General features: G+C 34.2%; 24 protein-coding genes. 17 read left to right on the top strand and 7 right to left on the bottom strand.

Features of this window, described 5'->3' with window-relative positions; translation table 11 throughout:
* The first annotated feature begins 121 nt into the window (after positions 1-121).
* From NCCP28_RS18900 to NCCP28_RS18870, 7 genes are all read left to right on the top strand, one after another.
* Positions 122-466, top strand: coding sequence for a lmo0954 family membrane protein (locus NCCP28_RS18900; RefSeq protein WP_248562779.1), 345 nt, complete (start codon positions 122-124; stop codon positions 464-466).
* Between the two features lie 20 nt (positions 467-486).
* Positions 487-1134, top strand: coding sequence for a PspA/IM30 family protein (locus NCCP28_RS18895; protein WP_248562778.1), 648 nt, complete (start codon positions 487-489; stop codon positions 1132-1134).
* Between the two features lie 256 nt (positions 1135-1390).
* A complete protein-coding gene (gene liaF / locus NCCP28_RS18890; protein ID WP_248562777.1) occupies positions 1391-2125 on the top strand; it encodes a cell wall-active antibiotics response protein LiaF in 735 nt (244 codons plus the stop codon).
* Positions 2122-3159 (top strand): sensor histidine kinase, encoded by a 1038-nt coding sequence (locus NCCP28_RS18885; RefSeq protein WP_248562776.1) that lies wholly within the window; start codon positions 2122-2124, stop codon positions 3157-3159. The genes liaF and NCCP28_RS18885 overlap by 4 nt, the downstream gene beginning before the upstream one ends.
* Before the next feature lie 3 nt (positions 3160-3162).
* The gene (locus NCCP28_RS18880; RefSeq protein WP_248562775.1) at positions 3163-3795 is read left to right on the top strand and encodes a response regulator transcription factor; all 633 of its coding nucleotides are present in this window, start codon (positions 3163-3165) and stop codon (positions 3793-3795) included.
* A gap of 215 nt (positions 3796-4010) precedes the next feature.
* The gene (locus tag NCCP28_RS18875) at positions 4011-5339 is read left to right on the top strand and encodes a polysaccharide biosynthesis protein (protein ID WP_248562774.1); all 1329 of its coding nucleotides are present in this window, start codon (positions 4011-4013) and stop codon (positions 5337-5339) included.
* 242 nt (positions 5340-5581) lie between these two features.
* Positions 5582-6139 (top strand): RNA polymerase sigma factor, encoded by a 558-nt coding sequence (locus NCCP28_RS18870; protein WP_248562773.1) that lies wholly within the window; start codon positions 5582-5584, stop codon positions 6137-6139.
* 105 nt (positions 6140-6244) lie between these two features.
* Here the strand turns inward: NCCP28_RS18870 and NCCP28_RS18865 are convergent, their stop codons facing one another.
* Positions 6245-6493, bottom strand: a complete 249-nt coding sequence (locus tag NCCP28_RS18865; protein ID WP_248562772.1) for a hypothetical protein — start codon at positions 6491-6493, stop codon at positions 6245-6247.
* Positions 6494-6869: 376 nt separating this feature from the next.
* On the opposite strand from NCCP28_RS18865, the gene NCCP28_RS18860 reads away from it, so the two are divergent.
* Positions 6870-7805, top strand: a complete 936-nt coding sequence (locus NCCP28_RS18860) for a magnesium transporter CorA family protein (RefSeq protein ID WP_248562771.1) — start codon at positions 6870-6872, stop codon at positions 7803-7805.
* A 96-nt stretch (positions 7806-7901) separates the two neighbouring features.
* The gene (locus NCCP28_RS18855; protein WP_248562770.1) at positions 7902-8411 is read left to right on the top strand and encodes an acyl-CoA thioesterase; all 510 of its coding nucleotides are present in this window, start codon (positions 7902-7904) and stop codon (positions 8409-8411) included.
* A 189-nt stretch (positions 8412-8600) separates the two neighbouring features.
* Here the strand turns inward: NCCP28_RS18855 and NCCP28_RS18850 are convergent, their stop codons facing one another.
* Positions 8601-9524: a DMT family transporter gene (locus NCCP28_RS18850; protein WP_248562769.1), complete on the bottom strand. Its 924-nt coding sequence runs from the start codon at positions 9522-9524 to the stop codon at positions 8601-8603.
* 256 nt (positions 9525-9780) lie between these two features.
* Between NCCP28_RS18850 and NCCP28_RS18845 the strand changes: the two genes are divergently transcribed.
* Entirely contained in the window at positions 9781-11187 is a 1407-nt protein-coding gene (locus NCCP28_RS18845) for an aminotransferase-like domain-containing protein (protein ID WP_248562768.1), read from the top strand.
* Positions 11188-11204: 17 nt separating this feature from the next.
* Positions 11205-11483 (top strand): hypothetical protein, encoded by a 279-nt coding sequence (locus NCCP28_RS18840; protein WP_248562767.1) that lies wholly within the window; start codon positions 11205-11207, stop codon positions 11481-11483.
* A gap of 34 nt (positions 11484-11517) precedes the next feature.
* Here NCCP28_RS18840 and NCCP28_RS18835 read toward each other — a convergent pair whose 3' ends face one another.
* The 3 genes from NCCP28_RS18835 to NCCP28_RS18825 form a co-directional block, all read right to left on the bottom strand.
* Positions 11518-12156 carry a Bax inhibitor-1/YccA family protein gene (locus NCCP28_RS18835; RefSeq protein ID WP_248562766.1) on the bottom strand — a complete coding sequence of 213 codons (639 nt, stop codon included), beginning with the start codon at positions 12154-12156 and terminating at the stop codon, positions 11518-11520.
* A 76-nt stretch (positions 12157-12232) separates the two neighbouring features.
* A complete protein-coding gene (mscL, locus tag NCCP28_RS18830; RefSeq protein ID WP_248562765.1) occupies positions 12233-12619 on the bottom strand; it encodes a large conductance mechanosensitive channel protein MscL in 387 nt (128 codons plus the stop codon).
* A 105-nt stretch (positions 12620-12724) separates the two neighbouring features.
* Positions 12725-12991, bottom strand: a complete 267-nt coding sequence (locus NCCP28_RS18825) for an acylphosphatase (RefSeq protein ID WP_248562764.1) — start codon at positions 12989-12991, stop codon at positions 12725-12727.
* A gap of 318 nt (positions 12992-13309) precedes the next feature.
* Here NCCP28_RS18825 and NCCP28_RS18820 point away from each other — a divergent pair, with 318 nt between their 5' ends.
* Positions 13310-14410, top strand: coding sequence for a YjgB family protein (locus NCCP28_RS18820; protein WP_248562763.1), 1101 nt, complete (start codon positions 13310-13312; stop codon positions 14408-14410).
* Between the two features lie 200 nt (positions 14411-14610).
* Here the strand turns inward: NCCP28_RS18820 and NCCP28_RS18815 are convergent, their stop codons facing one another.
* Complete coding sequence (locus NCCP28_RS18815; RefSeq protein ID WP_248562762.1) at positions 14611-15843, bottom strand: aminopeptidase; 1233 nt, start codon at positions 15841-15843, stop codon at positions 14611-14613.
* A 182-nt stretch (positions 15844-16025) separates the two neighbouring features.
* Between NCCP28_RS18815 and pgmB the strand changes: the two genes are divergently transcribed.
* Both pgmB and NCCP28_RS18805 read left to right on the top strand, forming a co-directional pair.
* Positions 16026-16697 (top strand): beta-phosphoglucomutase, encoded by a 672-nt coding sequence (pgmB, locus tag NCCP28_RS18810; protein WP_248562761.1) that lies wholly within the window; start codon positions 16026-16028, stop codon positions 16695-16697.
* A 119-nt stretch (positions 16698-16816) separates the two neighbouring features.
* A complete protein-coding gene (locus NCCP28_RS18805; RefSeq protein ID WP_248562760.1) occupies positions 16817-19006 on the top strand; it encodes a DNA topoisomerase III in 2190 nt (729 codons plus the stop codon).
* 165 nt (positions 19007-19171) lie between these two features.
* On the opposite strand, the gene NCCP28_RS18800 is transcribed toward NCCP28_RS18805, so the two are convergent.
* The gene (locus NCCP28_RS18800) at positions 19172-19327 is read right to left on the bottom strand and encodes a hypothetical protein (protein ID WP_248562759.1); all 156 of its coding nucleotides are present in this window, start codon (positions 19325-19327) and stop codon (positions 19172-19174) included.
* A gap of 116 nt (positions 19328-19443) precedes the next feature.
* Between NCCP28_RS18800 and NCCP28_RS18795 the strand changes: the two genes are divergently transcribed.
* The 3 genes from NCCP28_RS18795 (at position 19444) to motB (ending at position 21594) form a co-directional block, all read left to right on the top strand.
* Positions 19444-19731 (top strand): DnaJ family domain-containing protein, encoded by a 288-nt coding sequence (locus NCCP28_RS18795; protein WP_309296642.1) that lies wholly within the window; start codon positions 19444-19446, stop codon positions 19729-19731.
* Between the two features lie 272 nt (positions 19732-20003).
* Positions 20004-20804, top strand: a complete 801-nt coding sequence (gene motA / locus NCCP28_RS18790) for a flagellar motor stator protein MotA (RefSeq protein WP_101177796.1) — start codon at positions 20004-20006, stop codon at positions 20802-20804.
* Entirely contained in the window at positions 20797-21594 is a 798-nt protein-coding gene (gene motB, locus NCCP28_RS18785) for a flagellar motor protein MotB (RefSeq protein WP_248562758.1), read from the top strand. The genes motA and motB overlap by 8 nt, the downstream gene beginning before the upstream one ends.
* Positions 21595-21689: the final 95 nt, after the last annotated feature.

Below are 21689 nucleotides of genomic sequence, written 5' to 3'. Positions count from 1 at the left end.
GTAAAGTCTGCTGTGGTAGTAGTTATCCTCAGCCTTAAGTCTTAGAAAGAAATCAAGCGGAAGCACGTTATGAAAAATACTTAAGAAAGTTAACATAGTAGATAAGAAAGGAGCGATTGAGATGAAAAAATTTGGTTTATTAATCGTAGGAGGTATTGCTGCAATAGTTTTATTATCACAGCTTGGACCAATTATTGGTTTAGCGATAAGTGCAGCTGTTCTCTATCTTGTATTTAAGCAATTTGTAAAAAGTACAGTAACATGGGAAAAAGTAGTATGGGGAATTGCAGGGCTTATTATGCTAACTGTAACAGCCAGTAATCTTCCTGCTATCATTGGGGTAGCAGCAGCGTATGTTCTTTATCTTGTATATAAAAAATGGAACAACTCAACCAGTGTTAAAACAAAAGAAAATGATCCATTCACGAACTTTGAAAACCAATGGAATGAATTAAATAAACGATAAATAGAAAGAGGGAATAAACAATGAATAAATTTTTTAATCGAATTAAAAATACAGTATTAGCAGATATGAATGAAATTCTTGATAAAAAAGAAAATAAAAACCCGATTGGATTGCTTAATCAATATTTAAAAGACTGTGAAAAAGAAACAGAAAAAGTGAAACAATTAGTAGAGCGCCAGCTAAAATTAAAGGAAGAGTTTCAAAAAGAGTTAAAGCAGGCAGAAGAAATCGCTGAAAAGAGAAAACAACAAGCGGCAGTTGCAGAAAAAGCCGGGGAAGAAGAGTTAAAGCAATTTGCTTTAGTAGAGCATGCACATTACTCTAATAGAGTTGAGCGCTTAAGAGAATCGTTAGCTATTACAGAGAAGCAGCAAAATGAACTAGAAACAAAATATATGGAAATGACACATAAATTAAAAGATATGCATATCAGACGTTTAGAATTGATGGGAAAAGAAAATATTACTCGTGCCCACACAAGAATGGAAAAAGTATTAGATGAAAAAAATATGGAGGAATATACAAAATCTTCTTTTCATGATATTGAGAAGTTTATTGAAACAATCGAACAAAATATCAATACGTCGTATTACAAATATACAATCGATGAGAAAATTGCTGAACTAGAGAATAAGATGAAGAAGGAAGAAGATTCACTTTCTTCTTGAAAAAATGGTATGCTAAAAAAGGCGCTGTAATCATGCGCCAAGGGCTGATGAAAAAAGATGGTCCAATGTTTTCATCAGCCTAATTTTTTGTATGAACTTTTAGTCATTAGAGGCCTAAAAGTTATACGCTTTTTTGATTTTTTTCGCATTATCATTAATGAATAAAAGCAGATGTTTTCGATTACTCTGAATAGGATAAAAGTTATTTTTCCCTATTCAAAGCAACCGAAATAAATAAAGGAACGGAGGGACTCGATTGTTTCAAAGACTAAAAGATAATTATGCCAATTGGGTCATTTTAATCGGGGGAATTATCCTGTTGTTAGAAGTGTTTGTCTTTAATCCAGGCATTATATTTTCTTTTTTTATTGCAATTGGAATGATTTATTTTTCTAGACAAGGGCAAAAAGGGAAAATGGGGAAACTGCTTTTTTGGATTGGGTTATTTATCCTGTTTATAAGTATTTTTAATATGTTTACATTCAAATTTTTAGTGATAAGCATAGTGATTTATTATATTATTATCTATCTTAAAAAAAATAAGGCTTCTGAATCCATTATGCCGATAGTAAAAGAAAAAAAACAATCAACTGACACGTCTGAAATAGTAATCAAAAAACCTTTTTTCCAAAATCAATTATTTCAGCGCAATGAAACGCCAGATCATGTCTATGAGTGGAATGATATAAATATACAAGCTGGAATATCAGATACAGTAATTGATTTGAGCTATACCGTGCTTCCGGCAGGAGAAACAGTCATTTTCATCAAAAATATGGTTGGAAATGTAAAGATATATGTTCCTTATGATATAGAAGCAAGTGTTCATCATTCTGTCCTATTTGGATCTTATAATATATTTGGGGAGCAAGAAAGTCATGTAATAAATAGAAATATCCAAATAAGACCATCGACATTTGACTCAGCAGAAACCAGGGTGAAAATTTTCACCAGTTTTGCTACAGGCAATTTAGAGGTGAAAAGAATATGAGCATTGTCCAAAGGCAAATTGTTTGGGGAGTTAGCGCATCATTAGTTTTTCTTCTTTTTCTATCTGGAAGCTATATGTTCGTTTTTCCTCCAAAAGATTGGATCCAATTATGGGATAAAGAGTTAATGGGAATTCCATTTTTATTATTTGTTACTACGGCTGCAATCGCAATTGGAGTTCTTTTTGGAGTAGCAACAGGGTATTCCTGGAAAAAACAAATAGATGCTTTGGAAACATCTATTGATCATTTTGATGGAAATTCAAAAGAAATTCATACTGTTTCCCATTTTTTAGAAGAAATAAGTGGTTTGGTCAAAAAAATAAAACGTCTACAAACGCAATTAATGGAGCAAACAAAATTATCACAGCGGCTTGTTAATGAACAGGTGGAAAATCAAGAGGTAAGAGTACAAACCATTATTACTCAAGAACGCAATCGGCTGGCGAGAGAACTTCATGATTCTGTTAGTCAGCAATTGTTTGCAGCATCAATGCTCTTATCGGCTATAAATGAAACAAGGCCAAAATCCGATAATGTAGAAACAAAACAATTAAAGTTAGTAGAAGAGACTATTCATCAATCACAGACAGAGATGAGGGCATTATTGCTTCACTTGCGACCAGCGGCTCTGAATGGGAAAACATTAAAAGAAGGAATTATTGAGCTTTTATCAGAATTACTGCAAAAGGTTATATTAGACATATCATGGGAATTAGAGGAATTGCAGCTTGATAAAGGAATGGAGGATCATCTGTTCCGAATTCTCCAAGAATCCGTTTCCAATACATTACGCCATGCCAAAGCAAAAAAATTAGAAGTACGGCTAATGAAAAGAGAAGGATTTATAATTATGCGCATAGTAGATGATGGCATTGGCTTTGATGTAGAAAAGCGCAAAGCAGGATCATATGGGCTGCAAAATATGTATGAGAGGGCAGCAGAGATTGGCGGTAAATTAAAGATTATCAGTTTAGCGCAAAAGGGAACTCGCTTAGAAGCGAAAGTGCCGCTGCTAACAAATAAGGAGAGATAAGGATTGATTAAAGTTCTATTTGTTGATGATCATGAAATGGTGCGGATTGGCGTGTCATCTTACTTGTCTGCACAATCAGATATAGAGGTAGTAGGAGAAGCAGATAATGGTAGAAAGGCTGTGCAATTAGCTTTAAGCTTGCGTCCAGATATTATACTGATGGATTTAGTAATGCCTGAAATGGATGGTATAGAGGCAACAAGACAAATAATGGAAGATTGGCCGGAAGCAAAAATTATTATTGTCACAAGTTTTCTTGATGATGAAAAAGTATATCCTGCACTCGAAGCAGGTGCATCAAGCTATATGCTAAAAACCTCAAAAGCAAGTGAAATTGCAGATGCAGTGAGAGCTACTTTTCATGGACAAAGTGTATTGGAGCCGGAAGTAACAGGAAAAATGATGATAAAGATGAGGCAAAAAAAACAAGTTTTGCTTCATGAAGAATTAACAGCTAGAGAAATGGAAATTTTATTGCTAATGGCTGAAGGGAAAAGCAATCAGGAAATTGCTGATCAGCTATTTATTGCTATTAAAACAGTAAAAACACATGTCAGCAATATTTTGAGTAAACTCGAAGTGCAAGATAGGACACAAGCAGTAATCTATGCATTTAAGCATTCTCTGGTAGAATAATTGAAACTCGAACAAAAAAAGCCTAAACAATTGTTTAGGCTTTTTTTGTTTCTTTTTCTAATCAAACGTTTGATTAGAAAAGAATCTTCCTCGTCTATTTAAAAATATAAAAATATTTTAATAACTTGTCTCATATAAATGATAAAAAGCATTTGAGACTAAGAACATCTTTTTTGTGTTTATTCATGAAAAAAGTATTGTTAAGGGAGAATTCGATGAAGGCATTTTATAAAGGAACTGTTTTATTAATTGTAACGGCGTTTTTTGGTGAGTGCATGGAGTTTTTGATTAATATGGTAATGGCAAGAGAGTTGGGGGAAAAAGGATTAGGACTATTTATGACTGTTTTGCCGACAATCTTTTTAATCGTATTATTGGCCAGTTTTGAATTGCCTATTTCTATTTCGAAATTTATTGCAGAAAAAGATGCAAAATATCATCAAACAATGCTGCATCAAGTGATAAAATGGACGATTATTTTTACGATTTTTTTAACGATTTTAGCTGCTGTCATTATTCCTTTTGTTCCTATATTCCATTCCTATCATCCCATGCTTAAGTGGCTTGTGTTATTAATGCTCCCTATTATTTCATTTACAAGCATTGCACGAGGCTACTTTATGGGCAAACAGCAAATGGGGAAAATTGCAGCATCCAATTTTTTGCGGAAGATTGTTCAACTTGGAATGCTTGTGTTTTTATTCCAATGGTTTTCCTTTGATTTAGATACCTCTGTTTTAATTGCGTTTTGCACAATAGTTGGCAGTGATATTGTAGTTTTTCTCTATTTAATGCATATGTTTTTTCTTCAATATCAGCGCTTAAAAAAAGAAAAAAACAGTTCGCTGAGCGGGCGGGTTATCTGGAAGGATCTATTGTCTGTTTCAGTTCCGACGACTGGGCTTAGGATTTTTCACGCCTTAACACATGCTATCCAGCCTTTTTTAATTAAAGGAGCCCTTGTTGCATCAGGCATTACAGCCGCTAATGCAACAGAACTTTTTGGCATGTTAGCAGGGATTGCTTTAACAATTGGCTTTTTTCCTTCTTTTATAGCTCACTCGTTTATGACGATGTTGATTCCAACTGTTTCGAAAGAATATGCAAATAAAAACTACCGGAAATTGCAGAAGCTGCTCCAGCAAATAGTAGGGATTACCGCAGTATATGGAATTATTGCTGTAAGCATTTTTTATTTTTTTGCAGAGCCCATCACATCTAGATTTTTTCATTCATCTCAAGCAGCTGTTATTGTTCAGCTATTATGGCCATATTTTTTATTGCATTATTTTATTATTCCAATGCAGGCCTATTTAATTGGTTTTGGTCTGTTAAAAGATGCTGTTATCCATACGATTTGGTCTACTGCTTTCTCATATGCCGCCATCTATTATCTTGGGTCATTAAGTCAGCTGCAAATGGGGGGGATAGCGATCGGCATGAATTTAGGAGCAGTTATCCTAGCTCTTTTACATTATATGACTATATGCAAAAAAATGGGTTTTTCCATTTGGCTTACTCCTGTTAACAATAGGGTGCAATGACAGGCAATAAATAAATTAGGCTGTTTCTCAAAGTTTGCTGTTTTCAACAGAAAAATGGGGAAATAGACCCTGAGCTGTTCGCCCATGGAAAGCGGAAGGTATGCGGCTGATAATTTTAAAAGCTGCGATTTATACAAAAATAGCTATAAATTATAAAAAAATTTATAAAACTGTAGGGGATTCAATTCGGAAGTTCGTTTATTTAGTAAAGGCGTTATGAAGGGGAAGGAGGAAAAGGAAGAATGAACCCCTTGTGCGAAAATGAATTTAGTGATGAAAATAGGCCATTAAAATATGAATCAATTGTAAAGGAATATGGAAAGTCAATTTTCCACTATATTTTTTCTTTAGTAAAACACAAAGAATTGGCGGAAGATATTTATCAAGAAGTATTGATATCTGCATATATTGCTTATCCCAATTTTGAAGATAATAAAAAAATAAAAAGTTGGCTGTATACCATTGCTATTAATAAATGCAGAGATTATTGGAGAAAAGAAAAAAGAAAAAACAAGTTTTGGGAAGAATCCGTCTATACATATGTTCGTAATAGCGCTGATTCTATGCCGCCTCCTGAAGAAATAATAATAAATCAGTGCTCAAAAGAAGAGATGATAGATACGTTAGAAGAATTGCCGATCATGTATAAAGAACCTCTTATGCTATTTTACTATCATAATCAAACTTTAGTAGAAATTAGCGATAAAACAAAACTTCCCCTTTCTACTGTAAAAACAAGAATGAAGCGGGCGAAAGATAAATTAAAACCAAAAATGGCAAGCAAATTAGTTAATATATAAGATAACAGCAAAAAAACCTTGGCAGATTTATATTCAACAAATCTGCCAAGGTTTTAATCGTTTATATGCCTGCTTTTGAATAAGCATGACAGTTAGAGAGAATCTTTACTTGTCCATATTTTTATTATAGTAATTTACCGAGTACATGGCTCCTTCATTCACCATATTATTATCACCTATATCTTCTGGATCTGGATTTCCTGCTTTAACAAGCAAATTTTCTTGATTGGAAGATTGAAACATTGTTTTTATTCGATTTATGATGTCTTTGCCCATAGGAGAGAAAATAAATAAACTGCCAATGCCAGCCCCTACAATAGCTGCAGTGCGAACGGAACCTTTTTTCATTTCCATAACATAATTCCTCCTAATTATTATTTTAGACTGTTTCCGTAAATTTTGGTGCTTTTAAAGGAGTAGATTGATTTCCGTTTCAGGATACTCGCTTTCCGTGGGGCGGGAGGTGAGCATCCTCGGCGCATCGTCTGCAGGATCTAACCTGTCCCGCACCTTTTACTCCAATTAACCTGTTTTAACAATGGATTTACTCATTGGGATTATCCGAAAAAACAATCTTTTAGAAAACAGCCTTATTTTAAGATGATGATATTTTTATATACCCGTTTAGAAGAAAGGAGAAACCTATGTTTAAAATAGCTTATTGCAAGTTTGTTCTTTTTACAGAAAGGGAATACTAGAAAGAAAAATGGTTTGGGGGAGGTATCCCATAATGCAAAAATACCATATAAATGAGTGGGAATGGTATCAGCTGAAAGAGCGGGAAGAATTGCAGGAAATACATACAAGCTATGATAAGGATATAAAAAGGTGGTCGCAAACATTAAAAGATCAAAAGAGAAATTTTATGAAAATCAATACAGAAAATGAAGGGAAAGAAATTATAAGCGGCTCTCTTATTTATCACCGTGAAATAGATAACAAAGAGGATTATGAGCTTTTTCATTTTTTTTTAACAAGGGATTTTTTAATTACATTAGATTATAAAGATAATAGCCTCCATTTAAATAGCCATACCAATATTCATATGGAAATGAAAAGGAGCAAATCTTCTATTGAAGGATTTATGGTTATTTTAGGTTCGATTATGACGGAAATTTTATATCGTATTGATCAGTATGAAGAGCGGCTAGAAAAATTGATTTGGGACATTAAAGAGAAAAATAGCATAAAGACATTAGAAAAAGTTTATCAATCGCGACATGAAATTATTGTCTGGAAAAATGTTATGATTCCTTTTTTAGAACTGAGATATGCAATAGAAGAAACATTCGGGGAAGAAGCTTTAAATGGAAAAGAATATAAAAGAATCAGTACACGAATTGAAAGAGGGTTAACATTGGTAGACGAATATCAAAAAGAATTAAATAATTTGGTTCATTTTGAAGAAGTAGTATCCCAGCATCGAGGCAATGAAATTATGAAAACACTTACGGTATTAACCACATTATGTACCCCAATTATGGCATGGGGAGCATTATGGGGGATGAATTTTAAACTGATGCCCGAATTAGATTGGAACTTAGGCTATCCATTTTCTCTTTCCATTATTGCTGTTTCGACAATTGGAGTTTATTTTTATTTGAAGTCGAAAGGGTGGATGGGCGATCTTTTGAAAGCCAAAAAGCGAAACTCCTTCTTTCGTTAACTAATTTAAGAAAATATGCTAATATGGACGCTTCTTTTATTTTTCACATATAATAATGGAAGTAGTAAACTAAATTCTTTATTATCGGGAGGATATATGGAGCAGTCTAAATTTTGCAAAGAATCTTTGGTAATTAAAACAAGTATTGTTTTTCCGACAGATACAAATACATATGGTACCTTATTTGGCGGGAAATTAATGGCGTATATAGATGACACTGCGGCAATTGCTGCAATGAGACATGCAAGGAAAAATATTGTCACTGCCTCTACAGATTCTGTTGATTTCCTGCACCCAATTCATGAAGGGAACTCTGTATGTTTAGAGGCTTTTGTTACATATACAGGCTATTCTTCCATGGAAGTGTTTGTAAAGGTTATGGCAGAAGACTTATTGACAGGAGAGGTTAATTTATGTGCTCTTTCTTTTTTAACAATGGTCGCAATTGATGAAAAAGGAAAATCAACTAAAGTACCCGCTGTTATTCCAGAAACAGAAGAAGAGAAACAGCTATATGAATCAGGAAAAAAGCGTGCTGAAATGCGAAAACAAAGAAAAAAAGAAACAGAAGAACTAGCGTCAAAGTATAAATTGAATAAGAAATAAGTAATATAAAAAGTATTGTCGATATATAAAAAGGCAAATGCATTTTGTGATAGAAATAGAGAGAAATCTCCTGTCGAAAAATAAAATATATTCCAAGAAAACATAAGTTAAGAGAAAAATTTCCTGGAAAATAATCAAAAGGCTGTCGAAATTATTTCGACAGCCTTTTGATTATTTATTAGGATTTGATTATGAAATGTTGACAGATTTCGCTGCGGTTATTTTTTTGTTTTTTGCATGACTTTGGATTTTATGAAAATTAATTAGAAGTAAACTTGTTAGAATAAAAACAATGCCTACAAACATAATAGGATGGAAATATTCTTTATAAAAAAAAGAGCCAATTGCTAAAGCAATCAAGGGTGAGACATATAGCCAAGTAGATGGAAAAAAAGAATTTGTTTTTGCAACTAGATAATAATATATCGTATGTCCAAGCATAGAGCCTGCAATAATTAAGTAAGCGATAGAGAGTATTCCTTTTATCTCAAAAGAAGGGATGCTTTCTTTTGAGATAGCAGATATCATGATTAAAAAGAGACCGCCGTATATCATTTGGACAGCATTTAAAACAATGGGAGAATGTGATTTTAAAGCAGCTATAACTTTGCTTGAGTAGATTGTACCCCATGCATATCCAATTTCCCCAAGAAGTATGACACTGCATCCTATTAGCCATTTTGTATTAAGCTCTATCGTGAAGCCAGGAAGAAATAAAAACAATACTCCAATAAAGCCAACTACTACGCCAATCATACTAATCAGTGCTATACGGTTTTTAAACATAATGCGCTGCAGCATAATAATCAATATAGGTCCAGTTGCCGATAGAACAGCTGCAATTCCCGATGTAACATATTGCTCTGCCCAATATAAACAAGAAAATGTAATAAAGGTTAAAGAAAAACCGGTGAAAATTAATTCTTTGCGCAAAAGCAAAGCTTTAGTCGAACTATTCCGCCAAAAAAAGAATAAAAAGATAATAGCTCCCGCCAGAAAAAATCGGATGCCAGCAGAAAAAAATGGGGGAAGTCCTGCATCCACACCAATTTTTATCGCTAAAAAAGTGGTGCCAAAGATAAAACACATTAAACTGTATAAAAAAATTATCATCCTAATCCCTCCTGTTTCTAATAGTAAGGTAAAATGAACAGAACAGATGCTAATAAACAGACCAGATGGAAATAAAAAGATGCAATAATAAAGGGGAACTTCAATCAGTGTTTTTTCATCCCGACTGATTGTTAGTCCAAATAATCAGGCTTTTACGAGCAAGTTTCTGCCCATCTAGATTTTTCGTTTTCTTTTATTATTCTTTAGGCGGGAGCCAAAAGCCCGTTAATGCTTGATCAAAAGGAGGATTAAATAAATGGCTAGAATTCCTTTGTATCAGCAAGTATGTGATTATATGATTCAGCGAATACAGACAGGAGAGTGGGAAGAAGGCAGCAAGCTCCCATCTATTCGTACATTGGCAAGCCAGTTAGGTGTTCATCGGTTAACAGCGTTAAAGGCATTTCAAGTGTTAAAAGATAGCCAATATGTATACGTGAAGGATAAGTCTGGATATTATGTGCAAAAACATGCTGCCAATCAAAAAAAGCAGCAAAATATATTAAACGAACCCAAAATTTATTCTTATATAAAAAACAGCCATCTGTCAGATATCCATAATAAACCGGTCAACTATATGTTTTCTACGTCTTTAATTGATCCAAAGCTATTGCCCAACCGGTATTTATCAGAACATGTGAAAGAAGTATTTGATCAATATCCTCAGCTTTTAGGGACATATGCACCAGTAAAAGGGGATAAGGAGCTGCTAAAAGGATTTTCTGTTTATTTTCAAAAATACTATGATTTTTATATTCATGAAGAGTCCATTTTAATTACAACTGGAGCGCAGCAGGGAATAGATATTATTGCAAAGGTCTTTGTGCAGTCTCGAGATTATGTGCTAATTGATTCGCCAACCTATAGTGCGGCTGTGGATATTTTTCTTAATAGAGGCGCACAACTTTTGCCTATTGATTTGTCTATAAAAGGATTTTCATTGGAACAGGTAGAATGGTATATGAAAAAGTACAAGCCGAAACTATTTTATATGAATCCTACTTTTCATAATCCAACAGGATATACAGTGCCGACTGAACAACGAAAACAGTTGGTGGAACTTGCGGAAAGATATCAATGTATTCTTGTAGAGGATGATTCTTTTCATGAAATTTACTTTGCTAAAGATCCGCCTGCTCCTATTTTTACCTATGATCCATGCGGCTATGTGATCTATTTAAGAAGCTTCAGCAAATATATAGCTCCTGGATTGAGAATATGTGCACTTTTAGCCCATCCTATTTTAATAAAATGGCTTGTAAAAGGAAAAGCTTTAGCAGATAACGGAACACCTTTGTTAAATCAAAAGGCCTTCTTATATTACTTAACATCTGAAAGAGTGCAAAGGCATATGGAGAAGCTTAGGATTGCCATACAACTTAGAAAAGAAGTGATGGAGAAGGAGTTGTCTCTTAACCAATTTCAGTGGGACAGTCCAGCGGGAGGCTTAAATTTATGGGTGAAACTTCATGAGGATATTAATGTAGAAAAGTTTAAGATAAAAGCACTAGAGCAGCAAATTTCTATTGTTCCAGGCAATATTTGTGATCCATTGGCGCGGAATATACCTTATATTCGGCTAAGCTATTCGTTTTTAAATGAAAAAGAAATTAAAGAAGGAATCAAGATTTTGAATGAGGTGCACAAATTATTAAAAGTATAAGGGGGGTAGATAAAAAGATGGAGAAGATCTCCTTAATGTATTATGTTATAACAAGAAAGATTGAATTTACGGAACAACGCATTATAGAAGAAGAAAAAAAGATTGTCTTATATGCTGATAAAATAGTGGCAGATAATCGAATATTTTATTTAAACACAGTGTCTGATGTTTCCTTTAAAAAGACAATGAATGAGTATGATATGCTCTATTTGCATACACTTAGCGGCGTATTTTCTTTTTTGATTAAGGATAATCCAAAAAAGTTTATAAGAATGGTTAAGGAAAAAGAAAACTAACCTTTAAATTGAATAAGGTTAGTTTTTCGAAAAATTAATCTTTATTGGAAAGAATGCCGAAAATGCGGAGAATGTTAATAAATAAATTAATAAAATCTAGATATAGATTTAAAGCCATTAAGGGAACTTCTTCAGCTGAGATTCCGTAATGTTTCATTCTGTTGAAATCAAATAATACATATCCGCTGAATACTAAAACGCCAATAAAAGAATAAGCAAGCATGGCTGTAGAGTTAAGCGGCCAGAAAATATGGAAAATGGATATTGCAATTAAAGCGAGAAGTGCTGCCATTAGCATGCCGCCTAAAAAGGATAGATCTCTTTTCGTTGTAGTGGCATATAAAGCCAGACCTCCAAAAATAACGGTAGTAGTTCCAAATGCAGTAAGCACTAAATTAGCGCCGATGGTAGAGGTATAATGCGCTACAATCGGAAAAGTAGTTATTCCTGATATAAACGTAAATGTATACAAAAAGGAATAGGATAAAGATTTTCCTTTTCGCAAAAAGAATGCAATAATAAGCAAAACAATTTCTAAAATAGACAATGGCAAAAATAAAGATGGGGGAATATAATTGCCGACTAAAGTTCCAACAAATGCAATCAATAAGGATAAAGCAAATGTTTTTAATACAGCAGGCATATGCTCGTTTCTAGCGCTATGTACGTACATTTTTTTCACTCCATAATATTAATAAGTATTTAGATTATATACGCCAATAAATTAAAATAGTTTCATATTAAACATATTATTTTTCTCGAACAATATCACCTTTTAGCAAATCTCTAATTTCCATCAATAATTCTTCTGTTGCATCTGTTTTTTTCTCTTCTTCTTTGATCTCTTCTTTTTTCTTTAACTTATTAATTAATTTCACGAATAAAAAGATGGAAAAAGCAATAATAAAAAAATCTAAAATAGTCTGAATAAAGGTTCCATATTTAATAATTGCGGTACCATGGCGGAAAATTAAAGAGGTAAAATCAATTCCTCCTATTAACACCCCGATAATGGGCATAATTACATCATTTACTAATGAGCTGACAATTTTGCTGAATGCGGTACCGATAATAACCCCAACAGCCAAGTCTACTACATTGCCTTTTATCGCAAATTGTTTAAAGTCATTCCACATAAGTATTCCTCCTCTATAAATATCTAATTATTAACAGTATAGGTAAAAGGGTAGATAGATATTCGCTTGTATCCACACCTTGCCAAACCGCTGGCATTTCCTTTGCTAGCGAATTCTAAAAGAAGCAAATCTCGAAGGAATCTCTTCACGTATATCTAAATGCTCTACAGATATAAAGAGATTACCTTTTTTTATTTCCTTGATAAAACTTAATAAAGCTTCTTTGTCTGCAGATGCTACAATTTCAACAGAACCATTCTCTAAATTTTTTACCCATCCGGTAACATCATAATGCATAGCCTTCATTTGCACAAAATACCGAAAACCAACGCCTTGAACTTTGCCTGAAACAATAAGATGATATTGAATCATTATATCATTCTCCTTTCTTAAGACTAGTTTGCTATAGGCCTCTTTTTTATTTTTTATAATAGTAGTAAAAAAAGCCCATTTTCTTTTTTTTTGCGATTAATAAACTTGTTCTACTGTACAATAAATAAAGAAGTAAAGAGGATTTTCCAAAAAAAGCGTTTAACTCTATGAGAAAAGTTGGGGAATTATTTATTGCATTTTATTTATTTGGAAAAAGCTAGATTTGTAGAACAACTCTCATTTTGTTAATATATTAAGTACTTATAACAAAAACATGTTTTTATGTAAAGAAGCGTGTAGCGTTCAGGAGATAAATAGATGAAACTTTATATATATATTGGCATTATCATACTTTGTTTAATTGGAGTTACGATATTTGCCGTAAATTTTAATATAGGCCAAAAAGATTCAGCAACTAAAGTAGCAGAAGAAACGGCAGATAAGAAGGCGATTAGCTGGGTGCAAGAAAATGCTTTGTATGAGTTGAATATGAGAAATGGCAATAAAGAGTACGAGGCATATATAGTAAGCGAAAATCAAAAAAAGTATAATTTGCAGCAAGAAAATAAATATGGAAAAAAAGATGATCAGTTAGTGGAAGGAGATTATTCTTTTTATGTTGTGGATGATAAGTCAGAGCATGCTTTTAAACAAACAGAGAGTATGCGCCATATGACATTTAATACGTCCCAAAAAAATAAAAGCACTTTTTATGTAAATAAGCATACAGTTGCAGCAATTTATCAACAAAGATCAGAAGATGTTATTGATACACATATGTATGCTATAAGAAATGGGAAACTTGTTTTATTATCTGATGAGACTTTAAATCTTTATGTAAGAAAAATAAAAAATATCCAACAAAATTATTTGCAGACAATCTCGAAAGCAGATAAGGGAACATATGAAATAAAGACATGGATGTTAGATTCGGAAACAATGCAGCTTAAGGAACTAGACTCTACAGAGATTAAAGATAAAGATGTTGTCTCTGATTGGTTACAAGTGGAAGAATATTATTATCCTTATAAAAATGTACAAGATATTTCAAATATAATTAGCAAGGCAGAACAAGGAATGCTAATTGGAAGCCAATACCCAATTGGAACTAATATGGATGTAATTAAGAAATCAAATCCTAATTATATAAAGGAAGAAAAACAAAAAGATACGGTAACAGTAACATATCCAGAAGTTACCTATTATTATAATGAAAAAGAGAAACAAGTTAAAGCGATATCCATTCCGGGAATTCGTTTAAAAACGACTTTGCAGGATTTGGAAGTAAAGTTTGGACAACCGAAAAGCTATAGAAAAAATAAAGAGATAACAGCTGTTTATGAAGCGGGCAAATATGAACTTCATTTTGTTATTACAGATTCTCAAGAAATAGAATCCATTCAATTAATGAAAAGGTAATAGAGTAAAGGAAAAACCTTTCCCTCCGAGTGTCGAAAAGTTTTAAAGTAAAAAATTTAGGCTGGATGAAAAGGTTCGACTATCAAGAAGTCTCCCTTTTTGAGATAATGAGCACCTTCAAAAAAAGAGTGACAAAAAAAGCGAACGTTTTTCAGCAGCCCTGCGGGAAAGGAAAAACCTTTCCCTTAAAAGAGCCACACTTAAAATGCCCAATCTCCATTTCTAAAGATTGCTTCTATCTTTCCATCTGCCGTCACGCCATCAATATCCATTTTATCGGATCCAATCATAAAGTCTACATGTGTAATGCTTTCATTTAGCCCATTAGCTGCAAGCTCTTCACTTGTCATTTTTTTGCCGCCTTCTATACAAAAAGCATAGGCGCTGCCGATTGCTAGATGGTTGGATGCATTTTCATCAAATAATGTGTTGTAATAAAGAATATTTGACTCAGAAATAGGAGAGCGATGTGGTACAAGAGCCACTTCTCCTAAATAATGAGAGCCTTCATCTGTTTCTACTAATTGACGCAGGATGTCCTCTCCCTCTTTAGCCTTTACATCAACAATTCGTCCCTCTTTAAAGGTAATGGAAAATTGATCAATAATATTTCCTCCGTAGCTTAATGGCTTGGTGCTAGAGACTGTTCCATTTACTCCAGTTTTATGGGGCACGGTAAAAACCTCTTCTGTTGGCATATTAGCCATAAATTCATAGCCCTTTTCATTGATGCTGCCAGCACCGCACCATAAATGATTTTTAGGAAGCTCAATCGTCAAATCAGTGCCTGGAGCTTTATAGCGGAGCTCTTTATAGGCTTTATTGTTTAAATAATCGACTTTTTCATGGAGCGTTTTATCATGCTGTTTCCATGCTGCAATTGGATCAGCAACATCTACCCGCGCCGCTTTAAAGATAGCATCCCAAAGCAAGTCCACGCGTTTTTCATAAGGTTTATCTGGAAACACTTTATCTGCCCAGCTTTGCGAAGCAGTGCCGATTACTGTCCAGCTTACTTTATCTGATTGTATGTATCTGCGGAATGTAGCTAATGCTTTTCCAGAAGCTTTTTGAAAATTGCCGATTTTTTCAGAAGAAATGCCTTTTAACAAATCAGGGCTAGAAGACAGGATGGACATAAATGCTGCCCCATTTTCTGCTAGCTCTTCTGTTTCTTTTGCGCGCCATTTTGGATATTCTAAAAATGCCTCATTTGGCGCTAATTCATATTTGGTTCTTGAAACGATGTCATCTGTCCAATTAACGACAACATTGTTTGCGCCTAGCTCATATGCTTTTTTCACTACGATACGGACAAATTCTGCTGCATCAATTGTTGTGTTGATAACAAGTGTTTGGTCTTTTTGAATATTAACGCCAACTTTAACAGCAAGTTCTGCATACTTCTCTAAATTTTGTTGAAATGCGCTCATTATTTCACTCCTAATTAGTTTAATTTTTTTATGTAATGCAAAAAAATTCAAGATACAAGCACTTGGAGAGAGCAAGTATTATTGTTGTTTTTATTTTAGCTTTTTTATGTGTAGAAAGAAACTAAAAAGGCACTCCTATTTTTTGATATAATGCTAATAATGGAATGCATGAGGAGGAAAGAATGTCTAGATTATTAAAAGCAGTTATATTTGATTTTGATGGTGTTATTGCAGACACTGTTTCTTTATATTATGAAGCAACCAAAAGATTAGCAATCGAGATGCAAGTACCCTTTACAAAGGAAGATAATATTCGTTTTCAAGGAATTCCACGCAAGGTGTTGATTGATGAACTTGCATCTAGAGGGAATTTCTCATTAACAGAAGAAGAAAAAATCATGCTGGGAAATAAAAAAGGAGAGTATTATAAAGAACTAATTGCTGATTTTTCAGATAAGCAAATGCTTCCTGGAATAAAGGGGTTTCTGAGTGATTTGAAAAATGCTGGAATTAAAATGGCGATAGCTTCCTCCAGCTCTAATGCTCCTTTTTTATTAGAACGGTTTGGCATAAAGGAATGGTTTAATTGTATTGTTGATCCGCATTCTTTAGAAAAAGGAAAACCTGATCCAGAAATCTTCTTAACAGCTGCGGACTGCCTGCAAATAGACTACAAAAACTGTGCAGCTATTGAAGATGGGGAAGCTGGTTTAAAAGGGATTATGGAGACTCCGATGTTTTCTGTTGGAGTGGGAAAAGAGGAATACTTAAAACATGCAGATTGGCATGTAAAGGAAACGCAGAATTTAAATCTGGATAGTTTATTAAAAAAGTTTCAAATAAAGGATAAATAGTAATGTATGGTAGCATAAAAAGAAAATAGAATGACGGCAAATCCAAAAGAAGAATTTCTAAGTGCTAAATGATTATTTTTAGAAAAAGCATTTTGGAAAATAAAGGAGCATAAAACAAAATGGCAAAAAGCTTAGTATTAGCTGAAAAACCTTCTGTTGCAAGAGATATTGCAAGCGTATTGAAGTGTTCAAAAAAAGGAAATGGATTTTTAGAAGGTGATAAATATATTGTTACATGGGCATTAGGCCATCTTGTTACATTAGCGGATCCCGAAAGTTATGATGTGAAATATAAACAATGGAACCTAGAAGATCTGCCAATGCTGCCAGAAAGCTTAAAGCTAACGGTAATCAAGCAAACAAGCAAACAATTTTATGCTGTGAAAGCTCAATTAGCAAGAAAAGATGTAAATGAAATTATCATTGCAACAGATGCTGGACGCGAAGGAGAACTGGTTGCCCGCTGGATTATTGAAAAGGCAAAAATAAATAAGCCAATTAAGCGTTTATGGATTTCATCGGTAACAGACAAGGCCATTAAAGATGGATTCAAGCAGCTAAAGCCGGGAAAAGATTATGAAAACTTGTATCATTCAGCTGTAGCTCGATCTGAAGCAGATTGGTATATTGGATTAAATGCCAGCCGTGCGCTGTCGACGAAATTTAATGCACAGCTAAATTGCGGCCGGGTGCAAACTCCTGTTGTAGCAATTGTTTCGGCACGGGAAGAGGAAATAAAAAACTTTAAGCCACAGATGTTTTATGGAATTGAGGCACAAACAGCAGATAATCTAAAATTGACTTGGCAAGATAAGTCTGGCAATAGCCGAAGTTTTTCTAAAGAAACTGTGGACGGGGTTTTAATAAAACTTGCAAGCAAAGATGCTATTGTGACAGATGTGGAACGCAAACCTAAAAAGACGTATGCACCAGGTCTTTATGATTTGACAGAACTGCAGCGGGATGCGAATAAAATTTTTGGCTATTCTGCTAAAGAGACATTAAACATTATGCAAAAGTTGTATGAGCAGCATAAAGTATTGACATATCCTCGAACAGATTCCCGTTATTTATCGTCTGATATTGTCAGTACGCTAAAAGAGCGTTTAAAATCTTGCGGGTTTGGAGAATATCGTTCTTTAGCGCATAAAATTTTAAATAAGCCAATAAAAACGACGAAAGCATTTGTGGATGATAGTAGAGTAAGTGATCATCATGCCATCATTCCGACTGAAAGCTATGTGAACTTGTCTGCATTTACAGATAAAGAACGCAAAATCTATGATTTGGTTATTAAACGATTTCTAGCTGTTTTATCTCCTGCTTTTGAATATGAACAATTAACGCTGCATGCAACAATAGGCACTGAAAAGTTTATAGCACGCGGGAAAACTATTATCAGTACTGGCTGGAAAGAAGCGTATGAAAATCGCTATGAGGAGGAAGAATCTGCAGATGACTTAAAAGAGCAGATTTTGCCGCGTTTGGAAAAAAGGCAAGTGCTTAAGACAAAACTCATAGCCTTGACTTCTGGGCAAACAAAACCGCCAGCACGTTTTAATGAAGGAACGTTGCTGTCAGCAATGGAAAATCCTGTGAAATATATGGAAACAAAGGATAAAGAACTGGCAGCTACATTAAAGTCAACTGGCGGACTTGGAACTGTTGCAACACGTGCGGATATTATCGATAAATTGTTTAATTCATTTTTGATTGAAAAGCGCGGAGGCAAAGAAATTTATCTTACATCAAAAGGCCGTCAACTTTTAGAACTAGTCCCTGAAGATTTAAAGTCTCCTGCTTTAACAGCGGAATGGGAAAATAAGCTAGAACAAATTGCAAGGGGCAAAAGAAATAAAAAAGCATTTATCACAGAAATGAAAGGTTATACGAAAGAAATAGTTTCTGAAATAAAAGCAAGCAATAAAAAATATAAGCACGATAATATCTCTACGAAATCTTGTCCAGACTGTGGGAAGCCAATGCTTGAAGTCAATGGGAAAAAAGGCAAAATGCTTGTTTGCCAAGACCGTGAATGTGGGCATCGGAAGAATGTAGCAAAAACGACTAATGCTCGCTGTCCGCAGTGCAAAAAGAAAATGGAGCTTCGAGGAGAAGGGGAAGGACAAATCTTTGCATGCAAGTGTGGATACCGGGAAAAAATGGCTGCATTTCAGGCGCGAAGAAAAAAAGAATCAGGAGGAAAAGTGGATAAGCGCACTGTACAAAAGTATTTGAAGCAGCAAGAAAAAGAAGCAGAGCCTATTAATAATCCATTTGCAGAAGCCTTTAAAAATTTAAAGCTATAAAACGTTCTTGAAAATTTCGAATAGAAAAAGCACCTATTAGAAAAAAATTAAAATAGGTGCTTTTTTTAAAGTTAAAAGAACGAAAAATCAACAGCTTTTTTAGAAGAGTGCAGCATAAACAATGATAGATCTTGCAGCTGAATTCAAGCAGAGAAAAATTTTCATTTATTCCTCTTCTATACGATTTTTAAAAGCTTCCTGTGTCACAATAAATTCCTCATCTTCAGGTGCATCTTCTGCATGTGTATGCACCTGGTTATCTTTGGGCAGTGGACCAGGATGATGTTTCTTTTTATGTTCAAAATGTTTTCCGCGAGCCATATTTACACCCCTTTCTTTTGCTATTTATATTGTCCGAAAAAAAGGGGATTCCTATACCATTTATAATAAATCATTCTATTGGCTAATGAGCATAGAAAAAAGCAGGAGATGATAAAATGGATTTTTCCTCATTCATTTCGGAAGAAAAAATAAAAAAAGGTTATGAAGATGGAGAATTTGAAAACTTGCCTGGCTTTGGAAAACCTTTGCCGGAAGATAAGCTTGCTGCTGTTCCAGCAGAACTTCGTATGGCTTTTCGAGTCTTGGCTAATGCTGGGTACAATGTAGAAGAGGACCAGTTGAAACAAGAACTGCTATCCATTGAAGATCTATTGAGAGCATGTAGGGAAGATAAAGAAAGGAATAGGCTGCAAAAAAATATAGGGAAAAGTTGCTGCGCTTAAATAAATTAATGGAAGATAGAAGGAAAAAAAATACATCTTCTTTTATCAAACATCAACAGAAAATAGAAAGTAAATTCTGGGGGGAATAATGGCAATTTATTCGAGTTTTTGCCTGGCTAAAAGAGCATATTGTCAAAAAAAATTCATAGTTATTCTGTATTATTTAAAATATCCTCCAGTTCCCCTAAAATAATGACAAAAATAGTCGAAATATAAGATATATACAAAAAATAAAATTAGACAATATATTTTAAGTAAGATAGGTGAATAGAATGGATAAAACATCACTCATAGGAGTTGTTTTAGGATTTGTAGCAATAGGCGTAGGAATGGTTTTTAAAGGCGTTAACCCTTCTGTATTGGCAAACCCCGCTGCGATACTGATTATTTTATTGGGTACAGCAGCTGCTGTTGTCATTGCCTTCCCAACTAGTGAAGTAAAACGAGTTCCAAAATTATTTGGCGTTATATTTAAAGAACAGAAACTTCATAAGACAACTGATCTTATTCGAATGTTTTCTGAATGGGCGCAGCTTGCAAGAAAAGAAGGATTATTGGCACTAGAAGCAAAAACAAACGAAGTAGAAGATCCGTTTTTGCGAAATGGTCTATCATTATCTGTGGACGGCCAAAGTGCAGAGTATATTCGTGATGTTTTATCAGAGGAAATTGAAGCGATGGAAGAAAGGCACAGAGCAGGTGCCCTTATTTTTACACAAGCAGGAACTTATGCCCCAACATTGGGAGTGCTTGGTGCAGTTATCGGATTAATTGCGGCCCTTGGATTTATGGACGATGCAGAAGGATTGGGGCATGCGATCAGTGCAGCTTTTGTTGCGACTTTAATGGGAATATTTACTGGATATGTTTTATGGCATCCATTTGCAAATAAGTTGAAAAGAAAGTCTCAGCTAGAAGCAAGTCAAAAATATTTAATGATTGAAGGAATTCTTTCCATTCTGGAGGGAGAGGCTCCAAGGGTTATTGAGCAGAAATTATCTTCTTATTTACCAGTTTCTGAAAGGAAGAAATTCCTGGAGGAAATGGAAAGCAGTGTGAATAACAATGAGTAAAAAAAGAAAAAAGAAGGAACACCATGAAGAACATGTAGATGAATCGTGGCTCGTTCCTTATTCCGATTTGTTGACATTATTACTCGCATTATTTATTGTGCTGTATGCAATGAGTTCTGTTGATTCAAAAAAATTTGCAGCTCTGGCAGATGCTTTCAACAAAGAATTTCAAAGTGGAACGGGAATATTTGATTATCCCAGTCCAGCCCCAACTAAGATAGAAGAACAGGCCGATATAGATGATATGAATGAAAAATCAAAGTCAAAAGATAGGGCTACTGTGACGAAAGAAGAATTGGAAAAAATAAAAGAACAGCAAGATAAAGAAGAACTTGGAAAAATACAAGACAAGGTGAATTCCTATATAAATGGTAAACATCTAAATAAGCAATTGGACACATCCCTAACAGATGAAGGGCTGCTTGTGTCAATAAGAGATAATGTGTTATTTGCTTCTGGAAGTGCAGATATCCGAAGTTCTGATAAAAAAGTAGTAGAAGAAATATCAAAGCTGCTTGTCATGGATCCACCAAGGAGCATTATTATTAGCGGACATACAGATAATGTGCCAATCAACAATTCTGAATATGATTCGAACTGGGAGCTTAGTGTAACAAGAGCAATCAATTTTATGAAACTTTTGCTGAAAAATGATAAATTAAATCCAAGTTCTTTCAGCGCAAAGGGCTTCGGTGAATTTAAACCAGTGGCAAGCAATAAAACGGCAGAAGGAAGAACAAAAAATCGTCGAGTTGAGATTTTAATACAGCCTCGTACTGTTGAGAATTAAAAAATGGATTCAAAGGTCATTAAGTTTTGGACTTTTGAAATCCATTTTTTTTATGAGAAAATGGATTTCAATCTGTCTTTGCACTGGCATTTGTT

The sequence above is a fragment of the Niallia sp. NCCP-28 genome, from assembly GCF_023168165.1.
Taxonomy (GTDB): domain Bacteria; phylum Bacillota; class Bacilli; order Bacillales; family Cytobacillaceae; genus Niallia.
Note: the sequence above shows the minus strand (reverse complement) of the source record. Positions and strands in the feature narration are given on the sequence as shown.

Bases quoted from the DNA above. Each gene is read 5' to 3' on its own strand.
- NCCP28_RS18825 (WP_248562764.1), bottom strand. From the start codon at position 12,991: ATGATTCAATATCATCTTATTGTTTCAGGCAAAGTTCAAGGCGTTGGT.
- pgmB (WP_248562761.1), top strand. From the start codon at position 16,026: ATGTCTAGATTATTAAAAGCAGTTATATTTGATTTTGATGGTGTTATT.
- NCCP28_RS18795 (WP_309296642.1), top strand. From the start codon at position 19,444: ATGGATTTTTCCTCATTCATTTCGGAAGAAAAAATAAAAAAAGGTTAT.
- NCCP28_RS18840 (WP_248562767.1), top strand. From the start codon at position 11,205: ATGGAGAAGATCTCCTTAATGTATTATGTTATAACAAGAAAGATTGAA.
- NCCP28_RS18845 (WP_248562768.1), top strand. From the start codon at position 9,781: ATGGCTAGAATTCCTTTGTATCAGCAAGTATGTGATTATATGATTCAG.
- NCCP28_RS18860 (WP_248562771.1), top strand. From the start codon at position 6,870: ATGCAAAAATACCATATAAATGAGTGGGAATGGTATCAGCTGAAAGAG.
- NCCP28_RS18855 (WP_248562770.1), top strand. From the start codon at position 7,902: ATGGAGCAGTCTAAATTTTGCAAAGAATCTTTGGTAATTAAAACAAGT.
- NCCP28_RS18850 (WP_248562769.1), bottom strand. From the start codon at position 9,524: ATGATAATTTTTTTATACAGTTTAATGTGTTTTATCTTTGGCACCACT.
- NCCP28_RS18800 (WP_248562759.1), bottom strand. From the start codon at position 19,327: ATGGCTCGCGGAAAACATTTTGAACATAAAAAGAAACATCATCCTGGT.
- motB (WP_248562758.1), top strand. From the start codon at position 20,797: ATGAGTAAAAAAAGAAAAAAGAAGGAACACCATGAAGAACATGTAGAT.
- NCCP28_RS18870 (WP_248562773.1), top strand. From the start codon at position 5,582: ATGAACCCCTTGTGCGAAAATGAATTTAGTGATGAAAATAGGCCATTA.
- NCCP28_RS18875 (WP_248562774.1), top strand. From the start codon at position 4,011: ATGAAGGCATTTTATAAAGGAACTGTTTTATTAATTGTAACGGCGTTT.
- NCCP28_RS18865 (WP_248562772.1), bottom strand. From the start codon at position 6,493: ATGGAAATGAAAAAAGGTTCCGTTCGCACTGCAGCTATTGTAGGGGCT.
- NCCP28_RS18900 (WP_248562779.1), top strand. From the start codon at position 122: ATGAAAAAATTTGGTTTATTAATCGTAGGAGGTATTGCTGCAATAGTT.
- NCCP28_RS18815 (WP_248562762.1), bottom strand. From the start codon at position 15,843: ATGAGCGCATTTCAACAAAATTTAGAGAAGTATGCAGAACTTGCTGTT.
- NCCP28_RS18820 (WP_248562763.1), top strand. From the start codon at position 13,310: ATGAAACTTTATATATATATTGGCATTATCATACTTTGTTTAATTGGA.
- NCCP28_RS18895 (WP_248562778.1), top strand. From the start codon at position 487: ATGAATAAATTTTTTAATCGAATTAAAAATACAGTATTAGCAGATATG.
- motA (WP_101177796.1), top strand. From the start codon at position 20,004: ATGGATAAAACATCACTCATAGGAGTTGTTTTAGGATTTGTAGCAATA.
- NCCP28_RS18805 (WP_248562760.1), top strand. From the start codon at position 16,817: ATGGCAAAAAGCTTAGTATTAGCTGAAAAACCTTCTGTTGCAAGAGAT.
- mscL (WP_248562765.1), bottom strand. From the start codon at position 12,619: ATGTGGAATGACTTTAAACAATTTGCGATAAAAGGCAATGTAGTAGAC.
- NCCP28_RS18835 (WP_248562766.1), bottom strand. From the start codon at position 12,156: ATGTACGTACATAGCGCTAGAAACGAGCATATGCCTGCTGTATTAAAA.
- NCCP28_RS18885 (WP_248562776.1), top strand. From the start codon at position 2,122: ATGAGCATTGTCCAAAGGCAAATTGTTTGGGGAGTTAGCGCATCATTA.